The 21,898-nt window shown below is 67.8% G+C and carries 22 protein-coding genes, 1 tRNA gene and 3 pseudogenes; 18 read left to right on the forward strand and 8 right to left on the reverse strand.

What is annotated here, in order from left to right:
• The 3 genes and pseudogenes from OO62_RS31750 to OO62_RS31760 form a co-directional block, all read left to right on the forward strand.
• Positions 1-260 (forward strand): annotated as a pseudogene (locus OO62_RS31750) (DEAD/DEAH box helicase); the annotation flags it as partial.
• 61 nt (positions 261-321) lie between these two features.
• Positions 322-711 (forward strand): CBS domain-containing protein, encoded by a 390-nt coding sequence (locus tag OO62_RS31755; RefSeq protein ID WP_033271128.1) that lies wholly within the window; start codon positions 322-324, stop codon positions 709-711.
• Positions 712-772: 61 nt separating this feature from the next.
• Complete coding sequence (locus OO62_RS31760; RefSeq protein WP_033271129.1) at positions 773-1,081, forward strand: SCO5918 family protein; 309 nt, start codon at positions 773-775, stop codon at positions 1,079-1,081.
• Positions 1,082-1,745: 664 nt separating this feature from the next.
• Here the strand turns inward: OO62_RS31760 and OO62_RS38545 are convergent.
• Positions 1,746-3,797, reverse strand: a complete 2,052-nt coding sequence (locus OO62_RS38545) for an AIPR family protein (RefSeq protein WP_078617464.1) — start codon at positions 3,795-3,797, stop codon at positions 1,746-1,748.
• A 577-nt stretch (positions 3,798-4,374) separates the two neighbouring features.
• On the opposite strand from OO62_RS38545, the gene OO62_RS31765 reads away from it, so the two are divergent.
• Together OO62_RS31765 and OO62_RS41045 are read left to right on the forward strand one after the other, a co-directional pair.
• Positions 4,375-5,181, forward strand: coding sequence for a hypothetical protein (locus tag OO62_RS31765; RefSeq protein ID WP_033271130.1), 807 nt, complete (start codon positions 4,375-4,377; stop codon positions 5,179-5,181).
• Positions 5,182-5,389: 208 nt separating this feature from the next.
• The gene (locus tag OO62_RS41045) at positions 5,390-6,439 is read left to right on the forward strand and encodes a hypothetical protein (protein WP_228332465.1); all 1,050 of its coding nucleotides are present in this window, start codon (positions 5,390-5,392) and stop codon (positions 6,437-6,439) included.
• Between the two features lie 150 nt (positions 6,440-6,589).
• Here the strand turns inward: OO62_RS41045 and OO62_RS31775 are convergent, their stop codons facing one another.
• Entirely contained in the window at positions 6,590-7,117 is a 528-nt protein-coding gene (locus OO62_RS31775; protein WP_033271131.1) for a GNAT family N-acetyltransferase, read from the reverse strand.
• On the reverse strand, positions 7,114-7,866 hold the full coding sequence (locus OO62_RS31780; protein WP_033271132.1) for a GntR family transcriptional regulator: 753 nt from the start codon (positions 7,864-7,866) through the stop codon (positions 7,114-7,116). Before OO62_RS31780 ends, OO62_RS31775 begins: the two co-directional genes overlap by 4 nt.
• Before the next feature lie 388 nt (positions 7,867-8,254).
• On the opposite strand from OO62_RS31780, the pseudogene OO62_RS41050 reads away from it, so the two are divergent.
• The 12 genes and pseudogenes from OO62_RS41050 to OO62_RS31835 form a co-directional block, all read left to right on the forward strand.
• Positions 8,255-8,458 (forward strand): annotated as a pseudogene (locus OO62_RS41050) (transcriptional regulator); the annotation flags it as partial.
• 171 nt (positions 8,459-8,629) lie between these two features.
• Positions 8,630-8,884 (forward strand): DUF6284 family protein, encoded by a 255-nt coding sequence (locus OO62_RS31785; protein WP_033271133.1) that lies wholly within the window; start codon positions 8,630-8,632, stop codon positions 8,882-8,884.
• Complete coding sequence (locus tag OO62_RS31790; RefSeq protein ID WP_106974925.1) at positions 8,881-9,741, forward strand: protein spdB; 861 nt, start codon at positions 8,881-8,883, stop codon at positions 9,739-9,741. The genes OO62_RS31785 and OO62_RS31790 overlap by 4 nt, the downstream gene beginning before the upstream one ends.
• Positions 9,741-10,097 (forward strand): RRQRL motif-containing zinc-binding protein, encoded by a 357-nt coding sequence (locus tag OO62_RS31795; protein WP_033271135.1) that lies wholly within the window; start codon positions 9,741-9,743, stop codon positions 10,095-10,097. Before OO62_RS31790 ends, OO62_RS31795 begins: the two co-directional genes overlap by 1 nt.
• Positions 10,090-10,407: a hypothetical protein gene (locus OO62_RS31800; RefSeq protein ID WP_033271136.1), complete on the forward strand. Its 318-nt coding sequence runs from the start codon at positions 10,090-10,092 to the stop codon at positions 10,405-10,407. The genes OO62_RS31795 and OO62_RS31800 overlap by 8 nt, the downstream gene beginning before the upstream one ends.
• Before the next feature lie 106 nt (positions 10,408-10,513).
• Positions 10,514-12,630, forward strand: a pseudogene (locus OO62_RS36715) (ATP-binding protein).
• Positions 12,631-12,833: 203 nt separating this feature from the next.
• A complete protein-coding gene (locus OO62_RS31810) occupies positions 12,834-13,298 on the forward strand; it encodes a hypothetical protein (RefSeq protein WP_033271137.1) in 465 nt (154 codons plus the stop codon).
• Positions 13,299-13,388: 90 nt separating this feature from the next.
• Positions 13,389-14,114: a DNA cytosine methyltransferase gene (locus OO62_RS31815; protein ID WP_033271138.1), complete on the forward strand. Its 726-nt coding sequence runs from the start codon at positions 13,389-13,391 to the stop codon at positions 14,112-14,114.
• On the forward strand, positions 14,111-14,950 hold the full coding sequence (locus OO62_RS31820) for a bifunctional DNA primase/polymerase (RefSeq protein WP_033271139.1): 840 nt from the start codon (positions 14,111-14,113) through the stop codon (positions 14,948-14,950). Before OO62_RS31815 ends, OO62_RS31820 begins: the two co-directional genes overlap by 4 nt.
• 3 nt (positions 14,951-14,953) lie before the next feature.
• On the forward strand, positions 14,954-16,429 hold the full coding sequence (locus OO62_RS31825) for a hypothetical protein (RefSeq protein WP_033271140.1): 1,476 nt from the start codon (positions 14,954-14,956) through the stop codon (positions 16,427-16,429).
• A 473-nt stretch (positions 16,430-16,902) separates the two neighbouring features.
• Positions 16,903-17,100 (forward strand): helix-turn-helix domain-containing protein, encoded by a 198-nt coding sequence (locus OO62_RS31830; protein WP_033271141.1) that lies wholly within the window; start codon positions 16,903-16,905, stop codon positions 17,098-17,100.
• Positions 17,100-18,278: a tyrosine-type recombinase/integrase gene (locus OO62_RS31835; protein ID WP_033271142.1), complete on the forward strand. Its 1,179-nt coding sequence runs from the start codon at positions 17,100-17,102 to the stop codon at positions 18,276-18,278. Before OO62_RS31830 ends, OO62_RS31835 begins: the two co-directional genes overlap by 1 nt.
• Before the next feature lie 60 nt (positions 18,279-18,338).
• Here OO62_RS31835 and OO62_RS31840 read toward each other — a convergent pair whose 3' ends face one another.
• The 4 genes from OO62_RS31840 to OO62_RS31855 form a co-directional block, all read right to left on the reverse strand.
• Positions 18,339-18,512 carry a hypothetical protein gene (locus OO62_RS31840; protein WP_157850180.1) on the reverse strand — a complete coding sequence of 58 codons (174 nt, stop codon included), beginning with the start codon at positions 18,510-18,512 and terminating at the stop codon, positions 18,339-18,341.
• Positions 18,513-18,980: 468 nt separating this feature from the next.
• A tRNA-Arg gene (locus tag OO62_RS31845) sits at positions 18,981-19,056 on the reverse strand.
• A gap of 103 nt (positions 19,057-19,159) precedes the next feature.
• A complete protein-coding gene (locus OO62_RS31850) occupies positions 19,160-19,474 on the reverse strand; it encodes a hypothetical protein (protein WP_033271144.1) in 315 nt (104 codons plus the stop codon).
• Positions 19,471-19,686 (reverse strand): hypothetical protein, encoded by a 216-nt coding sequence (locus tag OO62_RS31855; RefSeq protein WP_051733786.1) that lies wholly within the window; start codon positions 19,684-19,686, stop codon positions 19,471-19,473. Before OO62_RS31855 ends, OO62_RS31850 begins: the two co-directional genes overlap by 4 nt.
• A 51-nt stretch (positions 19,687-19,737) precedes the next feature.
• On the opposite strand from OO62_RS31855, the gene OO62_RS31860 reads away from it, so the two are divergent.
• Positions 19,738-20,403 (forward strand): TetR family transcriptional regulator, encoded by a 666-nt coding sequence (locus OO62_RS31860; RefSeq protein ID WP_033271145.1) that lies wholly within the window; start codon positions 19,738-19,740, stop codon positions 20,401-20,403.
• 1 nt (position 20,404) lies between these two features.
• Here OO62_RS31860 and OO62_RS31865 read toward each other — a convergent pair whose 3' ends face one another.
• A complete protein-coding gene (locus tag OO62_RS31865; protein ID WP_033271146.1) occupies positions 20,405-21,652 on the reverse strand; it encodes a M6 family metalloprotease domain-containing protein in 1,248 nt (415 codons plus the stop codon).
• Positions 21,653-21,898: the final 246 nt, after the last annotated feature.

The following is a 21,898-nucleotide window of genomic DNA, read 5'->3' on the forward strand; positions in this document are numbered from 1 at the left end:
GCCTGATGGCCGACGCCGGCATCACCCCGCAGTCCACCCAGGTCCGCTCCGGCGAGGCCGAACTGAACCGCATCACCGGCGCCCGGACCCCCTCCGGCACCCCGGTCACCATCGCCGCACCGGTCGTCGAACGTGCCAAGCGCAGCGGCTCCTCCACCCGCGGCCGCCGCAGCCGCCCCGCCCAGGCGCGCCGTGCCGCCGGATCAGCCCGCACCGCGACACCGGCTGCGCGGCAGACCTCCTCGGCCCCGGCCGCCTGAACCGGTCCCGGACGATCACGCTCGGCCCGTCGGATCACCATCGTCACGGAGGCTTTCGTTGATGCTGCAGACCTACCCCCAGGCGGACTGCTCCGGCAAGGCAGTCGGTGACGTCATGTCGTCGCCGGGACCACAGGTCGGCGACGACATGATCGTCGACGTCGCCCTGTCCGTCCTCATCGGGGCCCGTGCCGACCACCTCCTCGTCCGTGACGAGGACGGGCGGTGTACGGGCCTGATCACCCGTTCCCAGATGACAGCCCACCGCCAAAGCTCCTGGTACACCGAGGAGACCCGGTTGCGGGACCTCATCTACGACCGTGGGCCCTTCACTTCGCCCGTGATGTCTGCACACGACGCGGAACGCGCCATGCGTCAACGCGCGCTGCGGGCCTCACCCGTGATCGGTGAGGACGGGCATGCCCTGGGCGTCGTCGTCCTCACCCGTTGATCCCTCTCCCGTCCGGGCCGGCGATCCGTTTCCGGCTTCTCTTCGACCCTGTAGAGGCACTATGCGCGTCGTCATCGCCCGCTTCCCTTTCGACCTGCTCAAGACCGAGGTGCAGGACGCGATGAAGGGCATCAAAGCCGAACCCGTCACGGGTGAGTCCGTGCTCATCGGCCGCCGCCATTACCCCGTCAAGCAGGTCGGGGAGATCATCACCCGGCAGGACCGCCGGGACTTCTCCGCCGGAGAGGTGACCCGAGCCCTGAGCCGCCTCGGCTTCGCGTGCCGCCCGGCTGCCGCGCTCGTGCCGCCGACCGCTCTCACCCCACTGCAGACGGCGTCGGCCTTGCTGGGTCACCCGACCCGAGCCTGACCGGTCCGCGCTGGGCAAGGAATCCGCGCTGTACGTCACCTCCGCGCCGCGCCCCCTCCGGGGAACTGGCCGCCCTCCAACGCCGAGACGTCGATCTGGAGCGGCGCTTCGTTCAGGTGAGGCGGGCTCAGGCAGCACCTCAGTCGGGGAAGTTGGTAACGGCCGGCCCCGGCTGCTGTTCGCCGGCCCGAAGGGCGGCCGGCTGCGCCGGCGGCGCCCAAGGTGGCAGGGAGAGCACCGTGTCGCCCCATGGAGGCCAGATCCACTGATCTGGCACGGCTCCGGCACGGCGGCAACGGCGGCCTGATCCCGACCCGAGAACGACCAAGGCCCAGGCGCCCGGTTCCTCACCGGCCGACCTGGGCCTTCGTCGTGTTCGTCGCATACGCGGCGCGGGGTGCCCCCGGCAAGATTCGAACCTGCGACACCCGCTTCAGGAGAGAGGCTGGGGCGTTTGCTCGTGACCTGCGGCTTCGGCGGGCGAGGTAGCGGGTAGCTCTTCCTCCGGCAGTCGCCGTTGTTGGCCATGGCTGACCGCTGTAGCTCGCAGGGTTGTGGCACGCGACCTCTTCGTCCCTGCAGCGCGTCCACGCCGCCAGAAGCAACTGGGTGTGAGCGCTGCCTGGGCACATTAAGTAGAGCTCAGATGGCGCGCGTGCGATCCCTACTCTGACTCGCCGCGAATTCTGTTCGCGATATCGACGAGCGAACCTTGCCCGGGGACAAACCAACGGCGCGTTCCCTGTACCGCTTTAGGGCCTGATTTATTGGCTTGTTTGAACATCTCCATAACCAACGCGCTGGGAGAATAGCGCTCTCCATCCCATTCCCACAGGAGTACCCTGCTCCTGCTCCTGCTCACCACCCAAGTCGCCGACCCGCGGCGCTGGTCTTCCGAAAGCCACTCAGTCAACGCGCGCCGTTCCGGTTCCACAATCGGACGGAACTCAAGTCGGGTACCTTCATCAATGGCCCCCGCATCCACAATTACGGTAACGGCATTCGCTTGGCGTGCTCGCTTCTCCCTTTCCGTTGCTTCATATTCCGAAGAGAGCTCGGGGGTCGGAGTCCCTGAAAGGATCCCGGAAGCGGCACTTTGTACCACTAGCCCGTAACGTTGAGCTGTGCGGAATGCTGCGCCGATCTGGCTTCCGGACTCATCCAAGGCGTGCATCGCCCATCGCAGGGCGGCATCCACAGAGGCAGGAATCTGCTTGGCGATCTTTTCCCATTCACTGTCCGAGCAAGACGACCAGTTCCTATTGCTTTGAAATACAAGATGGGCAATCAGGTGCTGACCCTGCTCGGCGAAGATACTAGCGCGCCCTTCTAGGTGTTGTTGCTGACGTTCTACCTCTTGCTTCACCTCCCTGAATAGTACAACCGCACGCCAAACCTGACGGGCGTCCTTACTGCGGAAGATTTTTGGGTAGGTTTCATCCTTCCATAGAAGGGCTGTCTCAGATTTCGCCTGGAAAGAGAACTTGGCTTCCTGGTGTGCACATGCGAGAGCAATCGCTGCCTCCAGCATGTCGCAGCCGTCGGAGGGTGCCGGAGGAACTTCGCCGCGTTTAATGACGTACTTCTTGTTCAGAGTTACATCGAAGTCGTATCGAAGGCGGGTTTGAATCTGATCAAGCGCCCTGAAGTCCTGCTCAGCTACGCCATTCTGTGTATTGGTCGCGATGGTGACGCGACGGTCAAAGCTATTAGGGGTCCCCTTAAGTGGAATAATTCGCACACTGAGGCGTGCGCGCGCTACTGATTCTTTGGAGCGCTCAGCGGCCTCGTGTAGGGACGCTACTGTTTGTGCGCCATTTACCACGCTGGCGCCTGAGAGTTCTAGATCGCCACGCGGACTCACGTTCAATTGGTCGCACAGTACGGTAATTCCGTTGTGAAAATACCAGAAGTGTTCCGGTTCGCGCAGTACGGTTTCCACCAGCCCTGCATTGATCTTTGTTAGGCCGAGAGGGAAGCGGATGTTGCGCTGGAAAAGTCGATGGCGGTGTTCGCTGTACCAGTGGGCCACTTGATCGGCTGTCAAAGTTCCATAGTATGCCAGGTAGGGCTCATCGTGGTACCGGAAATCTGGCATCCTGGCTGCGAGATCCACCTTCGGATCATCGAGCCCTGATCTCAAGGCGCTGATGAAGTGGGGGAGCAAAAGTGGCTCGACTCGAAGAATCTCCTGCGGGTCGTTGTAGTCGCTGAGCAGATCCTCAAAGTCGCGTTGAATTCCGGCGGACAGTTCCCGATCCCCGGCCAATGCGGGCACGATCGTAATTTGAACTCGAGGGTTGCTTAGGGCGGCATTTAGATCTGGCGCCAGGGGCTGGAGTTTCTTATTGAATCGATCATATTGGCTATTTACTAGCTTTTTTAGTCCCTCCTTGGCGGCGAAAAGCGCTTTCTGGTCAAATGTCGCATTGCCTTCCTTGCTCCATTTTGCCTGGATGATCCAGATGTGGGGCGCATCATTGTCGACCGCTACGGCATCAATTCCCTGGTCGTCGAATCCATCAATGATGCAGGCTGCGGCTTGTTTCCGGTCAAGGCCAGTAACTTCGAGCACGGCCAGTGCCGCTAGTGCGCGGCTCAAGAAGGCTGTCCGTACGGAATTAGCGTCCCGGCCCTCCAAGTCGGTCATGTCGATCAGTCCGTCAAACTGTTCGACCAGTGCATTCTCCAGTTGCCTGATTTGCAGGTCCTTCACACTTGCCTCCCCATGACCTGATGAGCTCTCAGCTTAGAGCGCTGGCGAGCTATGGGCCACCTATTCGGTGTCGCCGAAGCTGCGGAGGGGATGGGTAAACGTAGGCCGGCGGAACGGCTTTGGGTTGGAGCTGCTTTGGCGCGAGTGATCATGGCCCCGTAAGCTTCCGGCGCGTCGGGCAGTCTGTGGACCTGCCGTCGACGGCCGCCGTGTCGCGCAGGACCGTAGTGGCACGCGCGTGGCACGGCCTCGAACAAGACGAAGGGCCAGCCTGGAAGGGAATCCCTCCTGAGCTGGCCCTTCTCTCTGTGCCCCCGGCAGGATTCGAACCTGCGACACCCGCTTTAGGAGATCATCCGGGCGTTCCTCTGGTCAGCGATGGGGCTTGCCCGGCTGCTGTGAATGGTGTGCGTTCGGTCCTCCCGGTACGGCAACGTGTGCTGGTGTTGCCGTCAAAGACTGCCGTCACTCCACTGCTGCCGCTGTGGCGGTCTGCCTTGATCAGTGCTCACCGGCGTGAGCCGCAACTGCCCCCGGATTGGCCGCCATTGTCAGTGGCCCCTGCCAGAATCAGACCATGGCCGCAGCTTCCGCTCCCTTCCAGGAGATCCTGCAGAACCCGGACAACTACTCCGACGAAGACTTCAATCGCGCTCGCGCTGAGAAGGTGCTCGCAGTCAGTGCGACCCTGCTGCATCAGCGAGGGCATGAGGACATCGCGGCTCTGCTCGCTCAGGCAGAGACCTGCGACTTGCACTTCCAGGAAGAGGACTGGGGGAAATCGTGGTTCGATGTCGTACTCGACTTCGATCACGCCCAGAAGGAGCGCTTCACTGACGAGGTCCAGCAACGCGTCTTGTCTGCGATGCACGAGGTCTCCGAACGGGAGAACTTCGGCCTCCAGAACCTGCGAGTGCGAGCCATCCTGCCGGAAGTCGATCAGGACTGGCGGGAGCAACTGGCAAGCGGCGGCAAGGCCCGCCCCTCCAACCATGCACGCAAGGTCCGGGTCGGATCACCTCACCCCCAGGCCGACGGACTGCACTTCACCAACGAGTGGGAGTGGCGTGTCTACGCTGTTCTTCGCGAGCGGCAACTAGGACTGCCAGACAACGACACGCTCGGGATACTCCCGCTCGGCGCAATGAAGGTCCGTGATCATGTCTTCGAACCCGATCTATTGATCACCTACCGCGGGTACGCGGGAGTGATCGAGGTCGACGGCCCACATCACAAGGGCAGGAGTTCTGACGACAAGAGCCGGGAACGCCTCCTGCGTCATGCGGGAGTCAAGTACATCGACCGAATCGACGTGCGCGACGCAAGCACCAAGGAAGAGGTCGAGAAGTTCGTTACCGACTTCCTCCGCCATCTCATCGGGTAGGCCGGCCGATAGTCTCACCGCTCCCGTTCAGGCAGCGAACGGGAGCCTGGCCGCGAACGTTGTCTGATGCGGCACTAGGGCCTGCCTGTCCGACGGGTCGTGTGGGGCCCTGTGGAACCGAATCGCCATCTCAGCGCGTGCGGTGGGGGGAACATCGGGACACGGAGCGTTCCTCCGTGATCAAGGTGAATCGACGTGGAAGGAAGCCATGACCCGGGGCGATTTAGGGGCACTCGCGATCACCGCCTGGACGATGTCGCTGTGGGTCGTGATGATGACCGCGACATCGCAGCGGCGGGGCAAACGGACGTTGCTGGAGCGTGCGCTGTGGAAGCGGGCGATCAAGCGAGCACAAGGACGTCGAGCTGACCTCGCGGAGAAGATCGAAGCAAGTGATCTGGCGACACTGCCCGGTCCAACCTTGGACTACGTGCAGCGAGAGGACGTGCTGTTCCAAGCGTCGTCACAAGCGACGACAATCAAGGTGATCACTACGTCCGTACTGGCCTTCAATGCCGGCGGAGCCCTGTTTGCCGTTGTGATGGGCGGAAGCTCGTACCAGTGGCGCGAGGCGCTCGCATGCGCCTTGCTGGTCGGACCGATCGTCATCACCGTTGGACTGAACCTGCTGGCCATGGGGCCGGGTATGCAGCGATGGACAACCGAGGTCGTCTCCACCACGGCGCGACGCTCGTACGAGGCGCTGCTGGCTCCCTTCCAAACGTCAGGGGCGGAGCCTGAGACTGAGCAGCCCTATCACGCCCCACACATCCCGGCGGTTCGAGCATTGGAAGACTTCGCGCTTTCCCTGGAGAAATACGCAGTGAAACGGGCGCTTCCCGATGGCCAGAACCCCATGCCGCAGGTGGTGCGGCAGTACGCTGCGGCAGCGGCACACATACGCACACTCCGGGATGGCATCGAACTGGAGCGGGAGGATGGGCGCAAGCAGGCCCTGCTTGAAGTGGAGCGGATGCTCACGGTGCTCGCAGGGCCCAACCTCAGGGACCTCGTTTCAGTCAACATCGACGACGAGAGCCTGCTAAGCGCCCATCGCGACCGCACGGTAACGCGACGCCGGACGCTCACCCTGGCGATCTTCACATTGGCGCTGGTCGGGATTGTTACCGCTCTTCTTCTCTCGTCGTCCGCACTTGGCGTCGCTGTCGCCACGGTGGTCACGACATTCGTAGTGGCCTCATGGGGCAAGAACTTCGGCCTCTCGCCATCTCAAGAGGGCGGCGGGGCAAGCCGCTAAGGGCTGTCCGGCGGGTCTGTCGTCAGCTCGTCCGCACCACGTTCCAGCCCTTTGGTCCCACGGGCCGTCCGCAGCGCACCTGCGCATCCCGACCCACACCGAGCAGAGCGAGAGACCGGCGCGATGGTCGTGCGACCCGTCGGACAGGCCCTAGGAACCGGATTGGGGGGCGGCGCCGAGTCGTACGGGCCGCTGGAACAGGGCCCCAGACCGGCGGTGCGGGAGATCGACGATGCGCAGCAGATCGAAGCCAGTCGCCCGGTAGTAGCGATGAAGACCGGGGTTGTCTTTCCAGGCGTCGAGCCGCAGATACGCCTTACCTGCGGCCGCCGCCTGCTCGGCTGCCCAGTCCAACAGGGCCGCGCCGATCTCTTCCCCTGCGGCCTGCCGTCTGACGGCCATGCGGTGCACGTAGAACGCTGAGTCCGGCTGATCGCTGGCGCGCCAGAATTCAGGGTCTGCGAATTCATCGACCTGAATCGTTGCGATGGGACGCTGATCCCGCAGGGCGAGGAACACTTCACCACGTCGCAGTGCTGCGGTGATCCGGTCGCGGTGCGGCGGGTATTGCCACTGGTCAATGCCACGATCGGCGAGCCACGTTGAGGCCCCTATCAGCAGCTCTTCCACGTCGGCCAGTTCGTCAGGGCGGGCGGCCCTGATCTCCAGGTCGCTCATGCTTCCTCTTCCGGTACCTCGCGCTGCCGCTCGTAAGAGATCACGTGACGGTCTCCCGGCAAGACTGTGATGGCCACACGCACCGGCTTGCCTTCGGCGGTGTGACCGCTGGTGATGTGCTGGGCCACGGGCGTGCCGGGACCGAGGTCGAGTCTCCGGGCCTCATCCGGTGTAGGCATCCGCACATACAGCTCATCCAGTGCCCGGACCTGCCGGTACCCCAGCTCCGCCAGCACCTCGTTGGCTCCGCGCCCGATGTCCTCGGGCCGCATGATCTCCGAGTCGCGCACGATACTCAGCGGGTAGTAGCTGTCGTTGATATTGAACGGCTCTCCGTCCAGGTAGCGGACGCGCTTGCGTACGGCGACCAGGTCACCTGGGCCCAGATGCAGGCGCTTTGCCACGTCTGCCGGCGGTTCCACGATGGACACTTCGATGACCTGGCGGGGCTCGCGCCCTTCCGCGGAGAACTCGGTCATGAAGGCGTCCATCTCCGGGGAGTAGGGACGCTTGCGGAACTCTGCTTGCGGCCGGAAGACCATCGGCTGCCGGCGCCGAACGAAGTGCCCTTGCGGACGCGCAGAGATCACCAGCCCCTCATTGACGAGCATCGCCAGCGCCTTACGCACGGTCTCCCGTGAGACTGCGTACTTCTCCTTCAGCTCCGCCTCGGTCGGCAGCTTGGCATCAGGCGCAAGCGTGCCGTCCGTGATCTGGTCGCGAAGCGTGTCCGCGATCTGCTGATACATCGGGTTCCGCCCGAGTCGAGTCACCGCCATGCCTCCCATGAAAGCCGCGGCTGAGCTGCATTGTCCAGTCAATGCGGGCAATGCCCTTGACCCTGCCGCTGTGGTTCTGCCAACATCCTGACTGTAGCCAATGTACAGACAATGGCTACAACAGTCCTGGTATTCCTTTGCCGGTTTCCGGGGGTGCTGCAGAGGGCGGAGGACGCTGCAAGTCCGCTAAAGGCCAGGTGGAACAGGGTTTCGGCCCGTACTGGCGAGGTGGCCCGGTGACCGCGAGCAACGGCCGGAGAGTGGGGACTTGGTCCCCCTTGCAGTGCATAACCCGTGCCCGAGCAACAGGAGGAGGACGTTCACGACACATCGAAGTACGTAGGCGCTGCCGGCGCTCGACCGCCGCAGCACGCTCGCGTGGCTGGCCAAGGTCACCCGCAAGGCCGAGTTCTACAGCCTCGGCACCGCCGCCCACCCCGCGCACCCGGTCCCCACCAAGGGCGGCCCGGCCGCGCACCTGGGCACCGGCGCCTACGCGCTGGACCAGTCCTTCCACCACCTGTGGCTGCTGGTCGCAGCTGTGTTCATCGCCGCTGTGTGAGCGGCAGCCCCGACGGTCGCAGGCCGGGTTCGACTCCCGGCCGGGGCACTCCGGCCCCGCCGGGCACCGCCGCTCTCAGCGGCCGGCATTTCCCTTTGAACGGCGCGCGGCCCCGGGGCGCAATCCCGGGGCCGCTGACGGGCCGTTCCACCTGAGAGGACACAACGACCCATGGATGACATTACTGTCGCCCAGGCCCTGACGGCGTTCGCTCCGTGGCTGGAGCCGACCGACGCCGAACTCGACGCCATCGACGCTGAGATGCCGCTCATCACCGCGGAGGGCGACCTGCTGGACGCCCAGATCGCCACGCTCGACCGGACGCCTTCGGAGCTGGATGAGCGGCGCATCCGCCGGGCGCGCCGCCGGGTGCTCGCCGCCCGCCGGGAGCTGGCCAACCAGGCCGGGACGGGGGACGTGGCGTGAGTACCAAGACCGTGCCCGCAGTGGCAATGACTGCGGTGTCCATGGTGCTCACCCTCGCCGTGGTCGTGATGTGGCTCGGTGAGGCAGTGCCCTGGCCTGTCGCCCTGGTCGTCGGTCTCGGCATCGACGGGGGATGGCTGGCCACCCTCGCCTACGAACGCCGTCTCGCCGCGCAGGGCGATCACAGTCCCGCGGTGACCGGCGTCGGCTGGTCCTTCGGCCTGCTCGCAACCGGCGTCCTGGTGGCCCACGCGCTCACCTCCCAGGAGTCCGCCGGCGCATGGCTGGCCGTGGCATGGCTGCCCATCGCAGCCAAGGCCCTGTGGCTGGTCCACAGCCTGTGGGAGCGGACCGCGCTCACCCCAGCGGCGCTCGGGGCGATCCGCGGGATCCAGCAAGAGGCTCGCGACGAAGCGGCCGTGGCCCGCGCCCGACTCCGTTCGGAGGCCGTCACCGAGGAGACCCGGCTGATGGCCGTGACGGGTGCCGGGGCCCGCGTCGCACGCGTCCAGGCAAAGACCGCTCAGACCCTCTCGCGGGCGTGGTCGACGCTGGAGGAGACGCGGGAGGGCGAGGACACCGGACGCGCGCTGACCAGCGTGACGACCCGCGTCACACCCGGCGTCACACCCCGCTGGGAGCTTCCGGTGTGGGGCCCCATGGAGCCGGTTACGGCGCTCCCGCTGGACGCGGGACCGACGCTCACCGACGAGGAGTTGGACGCGCTGGTCGACCAGATCCGGCACAGCGAGACGCCCGAACTGTCCTACCGCGAGATGGCCACCCGTTTCCGCGCAGCTGGCCACTCCGCCTCCGAGGTCCGCCTCCGGGCCGCGTGGAAACGCGTCGCCGCCTGATGGCGGCGCTGCCGGTGTTCCGGTGGCGCTTGGCCCCGGACGGCTACGCCACCCGCCGACAACTCCGGGCGCGTGGCTTGCGGCCCGGTGGGCAGTGCGTGGCCGCTCAGCTCGAACGGCCGCGTCGCCGCCGGGGGCCGCTGGTCGCCTACCTCTACCGCGTCGACCTGGCCAAGCCGGTACGGCCGATGACGCCGGGCCGTTGGGCGGCGCTGGCCGCCGCGAACCGGGCCCGCCGCGTCTGTCCCGCCTGTCTGCACGACGCCGGATACGTCATCCCCACGTCGCTCGGCACCTGCGTGCCCTGCGCCTACCCCGACCCTGACGGGTCCGAAGGGAGCAGCCCGCATGGGTAACTCCGACCTGCGCCGCCTGGACCGAGAGATCCAGGCGACCACGAAGAAGCTGGAAGCGGTCCGCCGGGGCGAGTCGTGGCCGATGAACGGCCGTGAGCGCCGGGCTATGGCCCGCGCCCTGGCCGGCGGCTCCTACCGGGCCGCCCGGGGTCGCAGCACGGGTCGTGCCGAGGAACAGGTCGACTCCACCGGCAGCGCTGCCGAGATGCGGCTGAGCGCGGAGCTGACCGCCCTGCACGGCGAGCGTCAGCGGCTCATCACCGAGGCCGCCCGCGACAAGGCCAAGAAGAAGTCGTCCGGCTGGTTCTGACCAGCCCATCCCTTGCGCCGGGGTGGCCGCCTCTTTCCACGGACACGGCCACCCCGGCTCTCCCGCTCACTCCGCCCCCGAAGGGGCAGTCAGGAGAGCTTCCAGCATGTCTGAGAACGTCGTCCACCTCCACAAGCCCACCGACCCCCCGGCCCCCGACACCGCCCCCACCGTGCTCACCGTCGTCCCCGACGCGCCGCCGGCACCGCCGGTGCCGCTGTGGGTGCGCTCTGGACGGGCGGTGAAGACGGCCGCCACGCACGAGTCCACCAGGGCGACGATGCGGGCGGCGGCCCGGCACAGCCTCTACACCCTCAACGGCGGGCGGATCGTGGCCCGCCGGGCTTGGGATGGCCGTACCGGGTCCCGGTACGAGCGGATGATCCGGGCGGCGGAAGCCGCGGGGAACCTGGAGGCGGCAGAGGAGTGGGAGGAGCGGTTGCAGCGCTTCCGCGCCGCCCGCCACCACCGCCGCATGGATCTCCTCCACTCGCCCGTGGAGGCCGCTAAGGGCGCGGCCGTCGGCGCTGGCATGAGCATCGGCGTCCTGGTCGCCCTCGGCGTCGTCATGGCCCTCAACTCCGGCCACGTCGGCGACGTCATCACCCCGCTCACGGCCACCATCGACTTCATTGCCCTGCTGATCCGGATCGTGCAGGTCGTCTGGGGCCCCGCGCTGGCGATCGGCCCGTTCCTCGCTCTGCTCGCCCTGTGGTCGGTCGGCCGCAAGCAGCAGGCCGCACCGACTGGGCACTGCCCGCGAACGTGCGGTCGGGTGATGGTGAGCCGATCACCCCGTCCATCGTGGTCAAGGCGCTGCGCGACCTCGGAGTCCCTGCGCTGCGCAACGCCATCAAGGAGATGGGCGACGCCGGCGCGTCCATGCTCGGGCCGATCCGGATCGCGGGATGCGGTGTCGAGGTGGACGTGACTCTGCCTTCCGGGGTGTCCACGGTCGAGGTGCAGAACCGGCGGCGGAAGCTTGCCGAGAACCTGACCCGGCACGAGCACGAGGTGTTCATCACCCTCCCGCAGGCCGCGCGCACAGTCCGGCTGTGGATCGCCGATTCCGGGGCGTTGGACGAACCGATCGGCCCGTCTCCGCTGGTCATCGACGAGTCGCTGACCGCCGACTACGCCAAGGGCCGTGCCCCGTGGGGGCAGGACCTGCGCGGGGATGCTGCGCTGCTGAGCCTGTATCAGCGCATGCTCCTGGTCACCGGGTTGTCCAACCAGGGCAAGACGGCCGCCCTGCGGGCGTTGGCTCTGTGGCTGGCCTTCGACCGCAGCGCGGAGTTCCGCATCGCTGACCTCAAGGGGGTGGGCGACTGGGACATGTTCGATGGGCTTGCCACCGTCCTGATCCAGGGGCCGACCGATGAGCACGTGATCGAGGCGACCGAGATGGTCGAGGACGGTGTGGAGGAGATGAACCGCCGCCTCCAGGCACCGCCCGGCACGACGTTCCCGCCGCTGATCCTGCTGGTCGACGAGGCGCAGGTGGCGTTCATGTGCCCCGCGCGGGACGAACAGAAGCGGTTCTACGGCGGCAGCAAGGCCACGTCCCGTTACTTCACCGCCTGCCGGAAGATCCACAACCAGGGTCGTGCGGTCAACGTGCTGCTGTGGCAGGGCACGCAGGACCCCACCGACCAGAACCTGCCCAAGCTGGTCCGCGAGGGCGCCCACACCCGCGCCTCCCTCGCCCTGGGCACCGAGTCTCAGGCCCGCATGGCGCTGGGAGACAAGGCCGTCGACGGCGGCGCCGCGCCGCATCTGCTGCGTCAGGGCCTGGACCAGGGAACCCTGGTCGTCGCTTCCTCCGGCATCGACATCCCCGCCGGCCAGGCATCCATCACGGTGCGCACGCACTACATCAGCACCGACGACGCCAAGGAGATCGCCAACCGGGCCAAGGCCCTGCGCGACGGCGTCACCACACTGCACGCCATCGAGCGGGGCGAGGAGCGTGACCCGCTCGCCGACATCGCTTCCGTCCTCGGCGCCGCGTCCCGCGTGCTGACCGCCGATGTCCTCAAGCGGCTGTCCGCGCTCAGCGAGGACGCCTACGGCACGTGGACGCCGGGCGACCTCAAGCGCGTGCTGGAGGACGCCGGCGCGGAGCCGTACAAGTCCGACGGCCGCATGGTCGTCGGCCGCGACCGCGTCTCCCGCGCCCTCGCCAACCGCGACGAAGACGGTTCCGCTTCCGCTCGCGGATAACAGGGAGCGCACCGCCCACGGGTCAGGGAAGCAGGGAGAACTCCCTGAACACCTCCCTGACCCGCCTCCCTGGCCCTGACCTGCACAAATGATCGTTCAGGGAGTCAGGGAAGCACGCAGGTCAGACCCCCGAAACAACCCTCCCCACGGCGCCCCGAAGGGGTGTCTCTGCCTCCCTGGCCACGTGCCGGAAGGGATTCCGTATGTACCCCGACCACACCCCGCACGTGCCCGTACAGCGGGCCGTGGAAGTCCACCAACCCACCCCGTACCCGCCCGCCGTCACCGCCATGGCGCCGGTCGTGCGGGTGCAGCCGGACACCGTTCCCGCGGTGGCGAGCATCGTCCTCCCGGACGGTCGCGTCGTCACCGGCTACGCCATCGACGCTGCCCGCCCGGAACCGGTCGCCGCCAAGCCGGCCGTGTCCCGCGCGGCCGTGAACGTCGCCCTCGGGGGCATCGGCTTCCTCGCGGTGTGCGGCGGGCTGATCCTGCTCACCTCGTTCATCGCCGCGCTCACCGCGTTCATCACCCAGCTCATCATCCTGGCCGCTGTGATCTTCGGTGGCTGGATCGCCGTGCAGCTCTTCAGCGCGAACGGCCACCAGGGCGGCACGACCGTGAACATCCGCAAGGCCGTGATCAAGCGCAACCACTTCCACGGCTAGCTACGCCAAGAGCGGCCCCTGTCTCACGCCAATGAATCCGGGGCCGCTCTTGCCAACCAGCCCGCTACAGACCTGTTGGAGGTCTCCAGCATGACCCATCTCACCGACATCCGGCGAGACGACCACCGGCCCTTACTGCTCGATCTCTTCTGCTGCGCCGGCGGCGCGGCCACCGGCTACCACCGGGCCGGCTTCGACGTCATCGGCGTCGACATCGTCGACCGCCCCAACTATCCGCACTCGTTCGTCCGGGCCGACGCGCTCGAATACCTCGCCGGCCTGATCGTGTCGGGGGAGATCGCCCGGTTCGCAGCAGTGCACACCTCCCCGCCGTGCCAGGCCGGATGCGCCCTCACCGTCGGCACCAACAAGTCGCGCGGCTGGGGACGCGAACACGTCCAGCTCATCCCCGAACTCCGCGCCCTCCTCGACGCCACCGGCCTGCCCTACGTCATCGAGCAGCCCACCGGCAAAGCCCCCGTCCGCCGCGACGTGTGGCTGTGCGGGGAGATGTTCCACCTCGGTGTTCTGCGGCACCGCAACTTCGAGCTGGGCGGCTGGACGATGCCGCAGCCGGCGCACCCCAAGCACCGGGGGTACGTGCGCGGCTATCGGCACGGCGTCTACCGCGACGGGCCCTACGTCGCCCCGTACGGGGCCGGCGGGGGCAAGGCCACCGTGCCGGAGATGCAGCAGGCGATGGGCATCACGTGGACCGACGTGCGCGAGGAGCTGACCGAGGCCATCCCACCCGCCTTCACGGAGTGCATCGGCCGCGCTCTCCTCCCCTCCCGCATGCTGGAGGTGGCGGCATGAGCGAGCACCTGCGCACAGCTCTTCGCCTCGCAAACTACGGCCTGCCCGTGCTGCCGCTGCGCAAGGGCAAGGTCCCTTTCGGGAACTGCCCGGCATGCGTCAAGAACGCCTGCGGCGGCCGGCCGAACATGAAAACTGCGGGCCCGTGCCGCTGCCCCGGGGCCTGCCACGCCTGGGCCGCTGCCACCATCGAGGCGGCCGTCATCACCTCGCCCCCGTGGGTGGCGGCGTGGCGGCAGGCCGTGTGCGTCGGTTACCACCCCGGCGGCGCCGGGCTGACCGTCGTCGACCTCGACAACGCCGACGCCATCGCATGGGCTCAAGCCGCCTTGCCCGCCACGCGGATCGTGCCGACAACGCGCGGTGAGCACTGGATCTACCGGGGCACGATGCGCTCCGTGAACGGCGTCCGTGACGGCGTCGACATCAAGTCGACCATGTCCTACGCCCGGTGGCTCGGTCCCGGCACCAGCTCGATGACCGCCCTGCCAGATGGCGTCCGCGCGCTCGCCGTGAAGAAGCCGTCCACAACCCGCCCGGCACCGCATGCGGTCGCCGTGCCCGCACGGGCCGGGAACGGGGAGTGCCGGCACCGCACGCCCGCCTACCTGGACCGGGGCATCGCCATGGCCGAGCAGCGCATCACCGAGGCGAGCAGCGGCGTGCACGCGACCGTCTACCGCACGTTCCTCGCCGTGCTGTCCACGCACGGCCGGTGCGGCTGCCTCACCGACACCCACGTCGCGCGGCTGTTCACCGCCGCGCAGGCCAAGGGTGAGAGCGTCCGGCACTGCACGGACGCGTGGACCAACGCCCGCACTGCACTGGGGATGTGAGCCATGTCCGAGGACGAGAAGACCCCGGCCCGCGAGGTCATCACCGACTACGCGCAGGCGCACTTCCGGTACTTCCGCACCATCGACGGCACCGTGTACGCGCAGAAGAACGGCCACCCTGTGGCCCGGCCCATCCGCTCCCAGGGCACGACCGGAAGCCACCGGCAGGAACTCATGGTCGGCCTGTACAGGGACGGGGTCGGCGTGTTCAACGGCACGGCACTCAAGGAGGCGTTGGACTTGATCGAAGCACTCGCACTGACCGAGGACGTACAGCCCACCCACATCCGCGTGGCGCCCGGATTCGACGGTGCGACCTGGCTCGACCTGGGCCGCGACGACGGCAAGTCCGTCCGCATCCACCCCACCGGCTGGGACATCCGCACCCCCGACCCGCAGGAAGTCTGCTGGCGGCGCACCCAGCTCACCGGCGAACTCCCCCTGCCCGCCCAGGACACCAACGGCAAGGGCATCGATCTCCTGCTCCGCCTGTGCAACTTCGCCAGCGCCGAGACCGAGTGCCTGGCCATCGCCTGGCTGATCGGCTGCCTGGAGCCGTCCGTGCCCGTGCCCGCCCCGTTCCTCACCGGCCCCCAGGGGGCGGGAAAGTCCACCGGCGGCCGGATGCTGGTGCGGATCATCGAGGGGATGAGCGGTGACCTGCGCCGGGCGCCGAAGGACGAGGAGAACATGATCACGGCCGTCGCCGCCGGGTGGGTCACCGCTTTGGACAACCTCTCTCACCTGCCCCCGGACCTGTCCGACCTCATGTGCTGCATCGTGACCGGCGCCGAGAGCATCAAGCGCGCGCTTTTCACCGACGGGGACGTCGTCCGCTCCCGCTACCGGCGCCCGATGCTCCTGACCGGTATCGACGTCGGTGTCATCCGGCCGGACCTCGCCGAACGCCTCCTGCCGCTCCGTCTGGTGCGGCCCCGGGTGCGGCGAACCGAGGCAGAGCTGTGGACGGAGTACGCGGAGATTCTGCCGGCCGTGCTCGGTTCCCTGCTGGACCTGACGGTCAAGGTGCGTGCCGCGCAGGCGGAGACCCCCACGGACCTGCGGATGGCCGACTTCGCCCATTTGTGCGCGCAGCTCGATGCGGCTACCGGCTTCGGCTCGCTGGCCGCGTACCGGGCCAGCCTCGATGACCTCAACGACGACGTCATCGAAGGTGACCTGCTGGCGCAGACGGTTTTGAACCACGCGGCCGGCCTCGACGCGGGTACGGAAGTCCGTATGACGTCCTCGGAGTGGCTGCACTGCCTCACAAGCCTCTACAGCGGCGAGGAGTGCCGTCCCCTGCCCAAGGGCTGGCCCACCACCGGCAAGGTCCTCTCCGACCGCCTCAAGCGCCTCCAGCCGACCCTCGCCGCACGCGGCGTCCTCATCGACTGGGGCCGCACCAGCGCCGCCCGCTACATCGAGATGACCCGCCCCGCGACACTGCCCCCACACCAGCAGGAAGCCGCGTTCTGACCCGCGCCGTCACGGCGGCGCACTGAACAAGCAAGAGGAGCACCCCCGCGACAGGCGTGCTCCTCTTGCTGTTCCGGCGGCTTGCCGCCGCTGCGCAAGGCGCGCCGCGAAGCGGCTCCTTCTTCACGTCCTGAGCCGCGCCGCACCACCACAGACACCACCCTCTTTTTCCTAAGAGAAGAGATCCTGCGTCACCCACGTCACCAGCCACCTGAACCCGGCCCCTGACCAGCGGTGACAGCGGTGACGCAGACGGCAAAACCTGCGTCAGCCCACGTCACCCGCGTCACAGGTGACAGAACTCCGCCCCGCACCGTGACACGCCCCGAGCTGCCCGCGTCACCTCATAACCGCAGGTCAGAGCCGCAAATGACGTGCGTGACGCGATGACGCAGAAATGCGCACCTCGGACAGGCGCGGGCTCCTGAGAGGCCCCCAACTCCATTCGCAGGTCATCCCAGAGGAGTCACCACATGAACTCCCCCCTGCCCACAAGTCACCAGGCCCTGACCGTGCCCGAGGTCATGAGCGCGCTCCGGATGAGCCGTTTCAAGGTCTACGACCTGATCCGGTCCAAGCGGCTCCCGAGCTTCACCGAAGGGCGTTTGCGCCGCGTTCCGGCAGACGCGGTGGCCACGTACATGAAGAACCGTCTTGAGGAGGCCGCCTGATGGCGCGCAAGCGAAACCCGAACGGTGCCGGAAGCATCTGGCAGCGAAAGGACGGCCGTTACGAGGGCCGCGTGTACGTTCCCCAGCCGGACGGCACCCGCGCTCGCAAGACGGTGTACGGCAGCACGTGGGAGGAGTGCGACGAGAAGCGTCAGGAACTGGTGCGCCGCGCCCGTCAGGGCATCCCGACGCCCACCCGCTCCGCCAAACTCTCCGAGTGGCTGCCGTACTGGCTGGCGCAGTACATCGAACCGCGCCGCAAGCTGAGCACGTACGACAAGTACGAGATGCACGTGCGCCGCTACCTGATCCCTCTGCTGGGGACCAAGCGGCTGGAGTCGCTCAGCGTCGCCGACGTGCGCCGCTTCACCACGCGCATGCAGAGCACCAGCACGGCCGCGACCGCGAAGGAAGCACACCGTGTGCTCCGTACCGCACTCACGGCTGCCGGGCGCGAGGAACTCATTACGCGGAACGTCGCATCGCTCGTGGAACCGCCCCGGGTGAAGCAGCGCGAGATCAGTCCGTGGTCTCTGGAGGAGACGCTGGCGTTCCTGGAGGCCGCACGGCGAGACCCGCTCTATGCCGCGTTCGTCTTGGCCATCGCCATGGGCCTGCGGCGCGGGGAGCTGGTGGGCCTGCGCTGGTCGGATGTGGATCTGGACAACCGGGTGTTGCACGTGCGTCAGCAGACGCAGCGCCGGCGCGGCATGCTGTACGACGACGACCCCAAGAGCCGCCGCAAGCGGGTGGTCCCGATGCCCGCGTTGTGCATCGCGCCGCTTCGCTGGCACCGGCTAAGGCAGCGGGAAGCGTTCGCGCGCACCGGAGTCGCGTGGTCCGAGAAGGGGTACGTGTTCGCCACGAGGAACGGTCGGCCAGTCGAGCCGCGGAACGTCTACCGGTCCTTCACGCGGGTAGCAGCCGATGCGGGACTGCGAGTGGTCCGGCTGCACGACGCACGGCACGGCTGCGCCACGTTGCTTACGGCGGCCGGCGTCGCCCCACGGGTCATCATGGAGATCCTGGGGCATAGCCAGATCAGCATCACGATGGACGTGTACACGCACGTCGTGCACGACACTCAGCGGGAGGCGATCAGCCACATGGACTGGCTGCTCAAGCGTCGTCTGCCCTCCAGCATGAGCGGCGGAGCCGGATCAACAGAGTCTCTTTAACGGAACAGCCCCCGCCTTGGAAATCGGCGGGGGCGTGAATCCCGGGAGCGTTCGCCCTGGTCACTCCCGGAGGAGGTACTCCAGGGCCTTGATCCCGAGCGTGAAGACGACTACGGCCGCCGCTGCTCCGGCGGCGGTCGCGCCATAAAAGGTGAAGTCGCCCGCACGCGCAGCGAAGATCCCGGTGACAAGCCCGGCGATTACAGCGCCGAGGGTGAGCAGTGTGAGGTGCATCGCCCGGTGGACTAGCCCGCGATCAATCGCGTGCTGTGTACGGTGCATGGAAGGGTCCCGTCTCTGAGAACTGACACGTGGCCCGAGAAGAGCCCGCCGGATGCCGTAGGAAGCCCGGCGGGCTCTGTGTCGAGGTAGCTGAATCTTGGCGAGCGGATGCCTGAAATTGCCAACGGAACCGGCGATCTGCGAGGTTACTCACCACTCGCAAAAAGTAGGGCTTCCTGTCGCTTGAGCACTTGTGACGCGTGGTATGCACGCCAGGCGTGTCGGCTGCCAAGCGCCAGGGAAGTGCTTCGACGGCTGGCGTAGCGATCGCGTAACCCTGAGCGGGGTCGTCCGCGTCCGAGCGATTGGTAATGCGCGCTACAGAGGATCCGGATGTGCTCCGGGCGGAGAGTGAGGCGACTGCCGTCAAAGACCGCCGTCAAAAGGCCCCGGACCATGATCGGTCCGGGGCCTTTGCGCTGGTGCCCCCGGCAGGATTCGAACCTGCGACACCCGCTTTAGGAGAGCGGTGCTCTATCCCCTGAGCTACGGAGGCATGGGCCTGAGCCCAGGACAGCGTAGCGGATGTGGTGGTCGTGGGCGTTTGTGTGGGGGGTTCGCCGTGTGCCGTCGCCACTCGGGGGCCGGGTGGGTCCGGGTCAGGTGCCGATGTGCCAGCTGACGGTGCCGTCCGTGGTGACCAGGAGGGCGAGCAGGAGGAGGTCGGCGGTGCCGAGGGCGAGGCCGAGGAGGGCGCGGCCGCGGCGGTTGGTGCCGCGGGCCAGGGCCAGGCCGCCGAGGATCAGGGCGCAGGGGCCGAGGACGAGGTTGAGGACCAGGGTGCCGAGCAGGCCGAGGATGAAGGAGGCCACGGCCATGCCGTCGGCGTGGGAGCGCGAACGGGAGGCGGGGCGTCCGGTGGACCCGGAGGTCGCGGAAGTGGCGCTCGGCGTGGCGTGGGTGAGCGTGGTCATCGGGAGGTCACCTCGGACCGGTGGCGGCGTTCGCGGAGGAAGAAGACGAGCAGCCAGCCGGCGATGACGGCTGCCGCGAGGAGGGTGACGGGGACGGGGAGGTGTGCCGCGGTGCCCAGCGCGATCCCCATCAGGAGGAGGGCTGCGACGAGGAAGAGCATGATCTGCCTTTCCCACTCGGAGGACAGTTGTTCACTCAGTGACTCCAGCATACGACCCCTCCCGGGTGGAGAAGTTCGGAGAACGGTTGTTTACTGGATGACATGAGTCACACCGTAGGAGTCCGGCAGGCCCAGAAGCAGAAGACCCGTCAGGCGCTGCTCGACGCGGCGCTCGGCCTGCTGGAGGAGCAGAGCCTGAGCAGCCTGGGGCTGCGGGAGGTGACGCGGATGGTGGGGATCGCCCCGACCGCGTTCTACCGGCACTTCCGGGACATGGGGGAATTGGGTGTCGCGCTGGTCGAGGAGGCGCTGGGGAGTCTGCATGTGATGGTGCGGGCGATCCTCGCCGAGCAGGACGCGGCCGAGGAGCGGATAGACCGTACGGTCGCGGTCGTCGAGCAGCACGTACGGCAGTACCCGCTGCACATCCGGTTCGTGGCGCGTGAGCGGCACGGTGGCGTGCGGGCGGTGCGGCAGGCCATCGCGGGGGAGCTGGACCGGTTCGCCGAGGAGGTCGCGGCGGCGCTCAAGACCCAGCCGGTGTCGGCGGGTTGGGGGGACGACGACGTGCGGATGCTGGCCGAGCTGTATGTGGACCGGCTGGTGACGACGGCCGCCGCGCTGCTCGACGCCGAGGAGGACGGGGCCGAGGGGGCGGCCGAGCGGGTGGTGCGCAACGCCCGCCGGCAGCTGCGACTGATCAGCATCGGACGGCAGCATTGGCGGGAGGAAGGGGGAGGAGGGGGAGCAGGGGGAGGGGGCGAGTAGGTCAGGCTCGGGCGGGGGTTACGCGGATGCGGTAGGTGCCGTCGGGGTTTTCGGTGAGGACGGTGACGGAGGCGCCGCTGGCCGGGTCGGTGTAGGACTCGCCGGGGCGGAAGGTGGCGTCGGTCAGTTCCGGGTCGACGTATCTGCTGGCCTGGAAGCAGCCGCCGCTGTGCGGGGTGGCGTCCACGATGCGGAGCGGGCCGCCGCCCGAGGGGACGTCGGTGGCGACGTGGTAGAGCAGGATGCCGGGCCGGCAGACGGCCGGGTCGAGCAGTCCGCGGGTGCGGGCCTCGGCCACCAGGGCGGTGTGCGGCGAGGTCGGAATCACGACGATCTTGGTGCCGTCGGGGGAGGCGATCGGGGTGAGGGTGTGTTCGCCGGGGGTGCCGCGGGGCGGGGCGCAGTGCACCTGGCCGGCGGAGAGCCAGCCGAGCTTCCACTTGTGCCAGCCGACGAAGTCGTTGCTCGGCCCCCAGTCCTCGTCCATCGGGTCCCAGTGGCCGACCGGCGGCGGGGCGTGCCGCTCGTCGGTGTAGTAGAGGTCGGGCAGGCCGAAGCTGTGGGCGTTCTCGTGGTTGAGGACGCGGAAGGCGCTCAGTCCGGTCTGCCGGCTCCAGATGAAGGACGCGTTCCGGAACGGCACCCCGTCGGCGGTCTTCATCCCCATGTCGCCGCCGCTGAAGGTGACCGACAGGACCGTACGGGTCGCGGGCGGGCCGGCGTTGGGGGAGGCGATGATGTTGATGACGTCGTACGCGCGGAAGTCGACCATCGGGTCGACGGCGCGCACGACCTCCTGGGCCAGGGCGTGGTAGCCGCCGTCCGAGGCCGGGTCGAAGTTGGTGCCGCGCTGGATGCCGTACGCCGCGAGCGGCCGTGACATGCGGATCCAGCGGAACAGCGGTATCGGCAGATAGCTCAGCCTGCCGTACGAGCTGATGCGGAAGTACTCCGTCGCGGCGGGGAAGAACTCGGCGAAGCGCATGCTCGGCGGCATCGTGGCGCGGGCGTCCGGGAAGTCGATGAAGAGGGTCAGGGCCCGGACGACACCGGACGAGCGGGCGAAGCCGGCGGGGGTGTCGGCGGACTCGGCGACGTCGTCGGTGATGCCGTGCAGGGCGCACGGGCCGCTCGGCGGGACGCCCGGCCCGGGAGGTATGGCCACCGCGCTCGGCGGCGAGCCCAGCGCTATGGCCGCAGCCGCGGTGGCCGCGCCTGCGGCCAGCACCGCGGTTACCTTCAGCCTCATACCGCCCACCTTGGGGCGCCCGCTGCTCCCCCGCGCGCGGGGTTACATCCACTGGGGTCACCCGGCCACCCGGAGCTGTGGTGCGGGTCACAGCCGGGGTGGGAAATAACCGGGGACGGTCTCCCCGTTTAACCAGACGTTCGAGAAACGGGGAGTGCTTCCCCGGTTCGAGACCGGGGGGCGTGGTCCGCGGCGGTACGTCGTGGGCCGCCGTTCCCCCCACCGTGCCGTTGAGAGGAGTGAGCC

Origin of the sequence: Streptomyces lydicus (assembly GCF_000717345.1) — a bacterium.
Taxonomy (GTDB): domain Bacteria; phylum Actinomycetota; class Actinomycetes; order Streptomycetales; family Streptomycetaceae; genus Streptomyces; species Streptomyces lydicus.

Excerpts from the sequence above, each read along its gene's own strand:
- OO62_RS31755 (WP_033271128.1), top strand. The coding sequence starts at position 322 with ATGCTGCAGACCTACCCCCAGGCGGACTGCTCCGGCAAGGCAGTCGGT.
- OO62_RS31760 (WP_033271129.1), top strand. The coding sequence starts at position 773 with ATGCGCGTCGTCATCGCCCGCTTCCCTTTCGACCTGCTCAAGACCGAG.
- OO62_RS31765 (WP_033271130.1), top strand. The coding sequence starts at position 4,375 with ATGGCCGCAGCTTCCGCTCCCTTCCAGGAGATCCTGCAGAACCCGGAC.
- OO62_RS41045 (WP_228332465.1), top strand. The coding sequence starts at position 5,390 with ATGACCCGGGGCGATTTAGGGGCACTCGCGATCACCGCCTGGACGATG.
- OO62_RS31775 (WP_033271131.1), bottom strand. The coding sequence starts at position 7,117 with ATGAGCGACCTGGAGATCAGGGCCGCCCGCCCTGACGAACTGGCCGAC.
- OO62_RS31780 (WP_033271132.1), bottom strand. The coding sequence starts at position 7,866 with ATGTATCAGCAGATCGCGGACACGCTTCGCGACCAGATCACGGACGGC.
- OO62_RS31785 (WP_033271133.1), top strand. The coding sequence starts at position 8,630 with ATGGATGACATTACTGTCGCCCAGGCCCTGACGGCGTTCGCTCCGTGG.
- OO62_RS31795 (WP_033271135.1), top strand. The coding sequence starts at position 9,741 with ATGGCGGCGCTGCCGGTGTTCCGGTGGCGCTTGGCCCCGGACGGCTAC.
- OO62_RS31800 (WP_033271136.1), top strand. The coding sequence starts at position 10,090 with ATGGGTAACTCCGACCTGCGCCGCCTGGACCGAGAGATCCAGGCGACC.
- OO62_RS31810 (WP_033271137.1), top strand. The coding sequence starts at position 12,834 with ATGTACCCCGACCACACCCCGCACGTGCCCGTACAGCGGGCCGTGGAA.
- OO62_RS31815 (WP_033271138.1), top strand. The coding sequence starts at position 13,389 with ATGACCCATCTCACCGACATCCGGCGAGACGACCACCGGCCCTTACTG.
- OO62_RS31820 (WP_033271139.1), top strand. The coding sequence starts at position 14,111 with ATGAGCGAGCACCTGCGCACAGCTCTTCGCCTCGCAAACTACGGCCTG.
- OO62_RS31825 (WP_033271140.1), top strand. The coding sequence starts at position 14,954 with ATGTCCGAGGACGAGAAGACCCCGGCCCGCGAGGTCATCACCGACTAC.
- OO62_RS31830 (WP_033271141.1), top strand. The coding sequence starts at position 16,903 with ATGAACTCCCCCCTGCCCACAAGTCACCAGGCCCTGACCGTGCCCGAG.
- OO62_RS31835 (WP_033271142.1), top strand. The coding sequence starts at position 17,100 with ATGGCGCGCAAGCGAAACCCGAACGGTGCCGGAAGCATCTGGCAGCGA.
- OO62_RS31840 (WP_157850180.1), bottom strand. The coding sequence starts at position 18,512 with ATGCACCTCACACTGCTCACCCTCGGCGCTGTAATCGCCGGGCTTGTC.
- OO62_RS31850 (WP_033271144.1), bottom strand. The coding sequence starts at position 19,474 with ATGACCACGCTCACCCACGCCACGCCGAGCGCCACTTCCGCGACCTCC.
- OO62_RS31855 (WP_051733786.1), bottom strand. The coding sequence starts at position 19,686 with ATGCTGGAGTCACTGAGTGAACAACTGTCCTCCGAGTGGGAAAGGCAG.
- OO62_RS31860 (WP_033271145.1), top strand. The coding sequence starts at position 19,738 with ATGAGTCACACCGTAGGAGTCCGGCAGGCCCAGAAGCAGAAGACCCGT.
- OO62_RS31865 (WP_033271146.1), bottom strand. The coding sequence starts at position 21,652 with ATGAGGCTGAAGGTAACCGCGGTGCTGGCCGCAGGCGCGGCCACCGCG.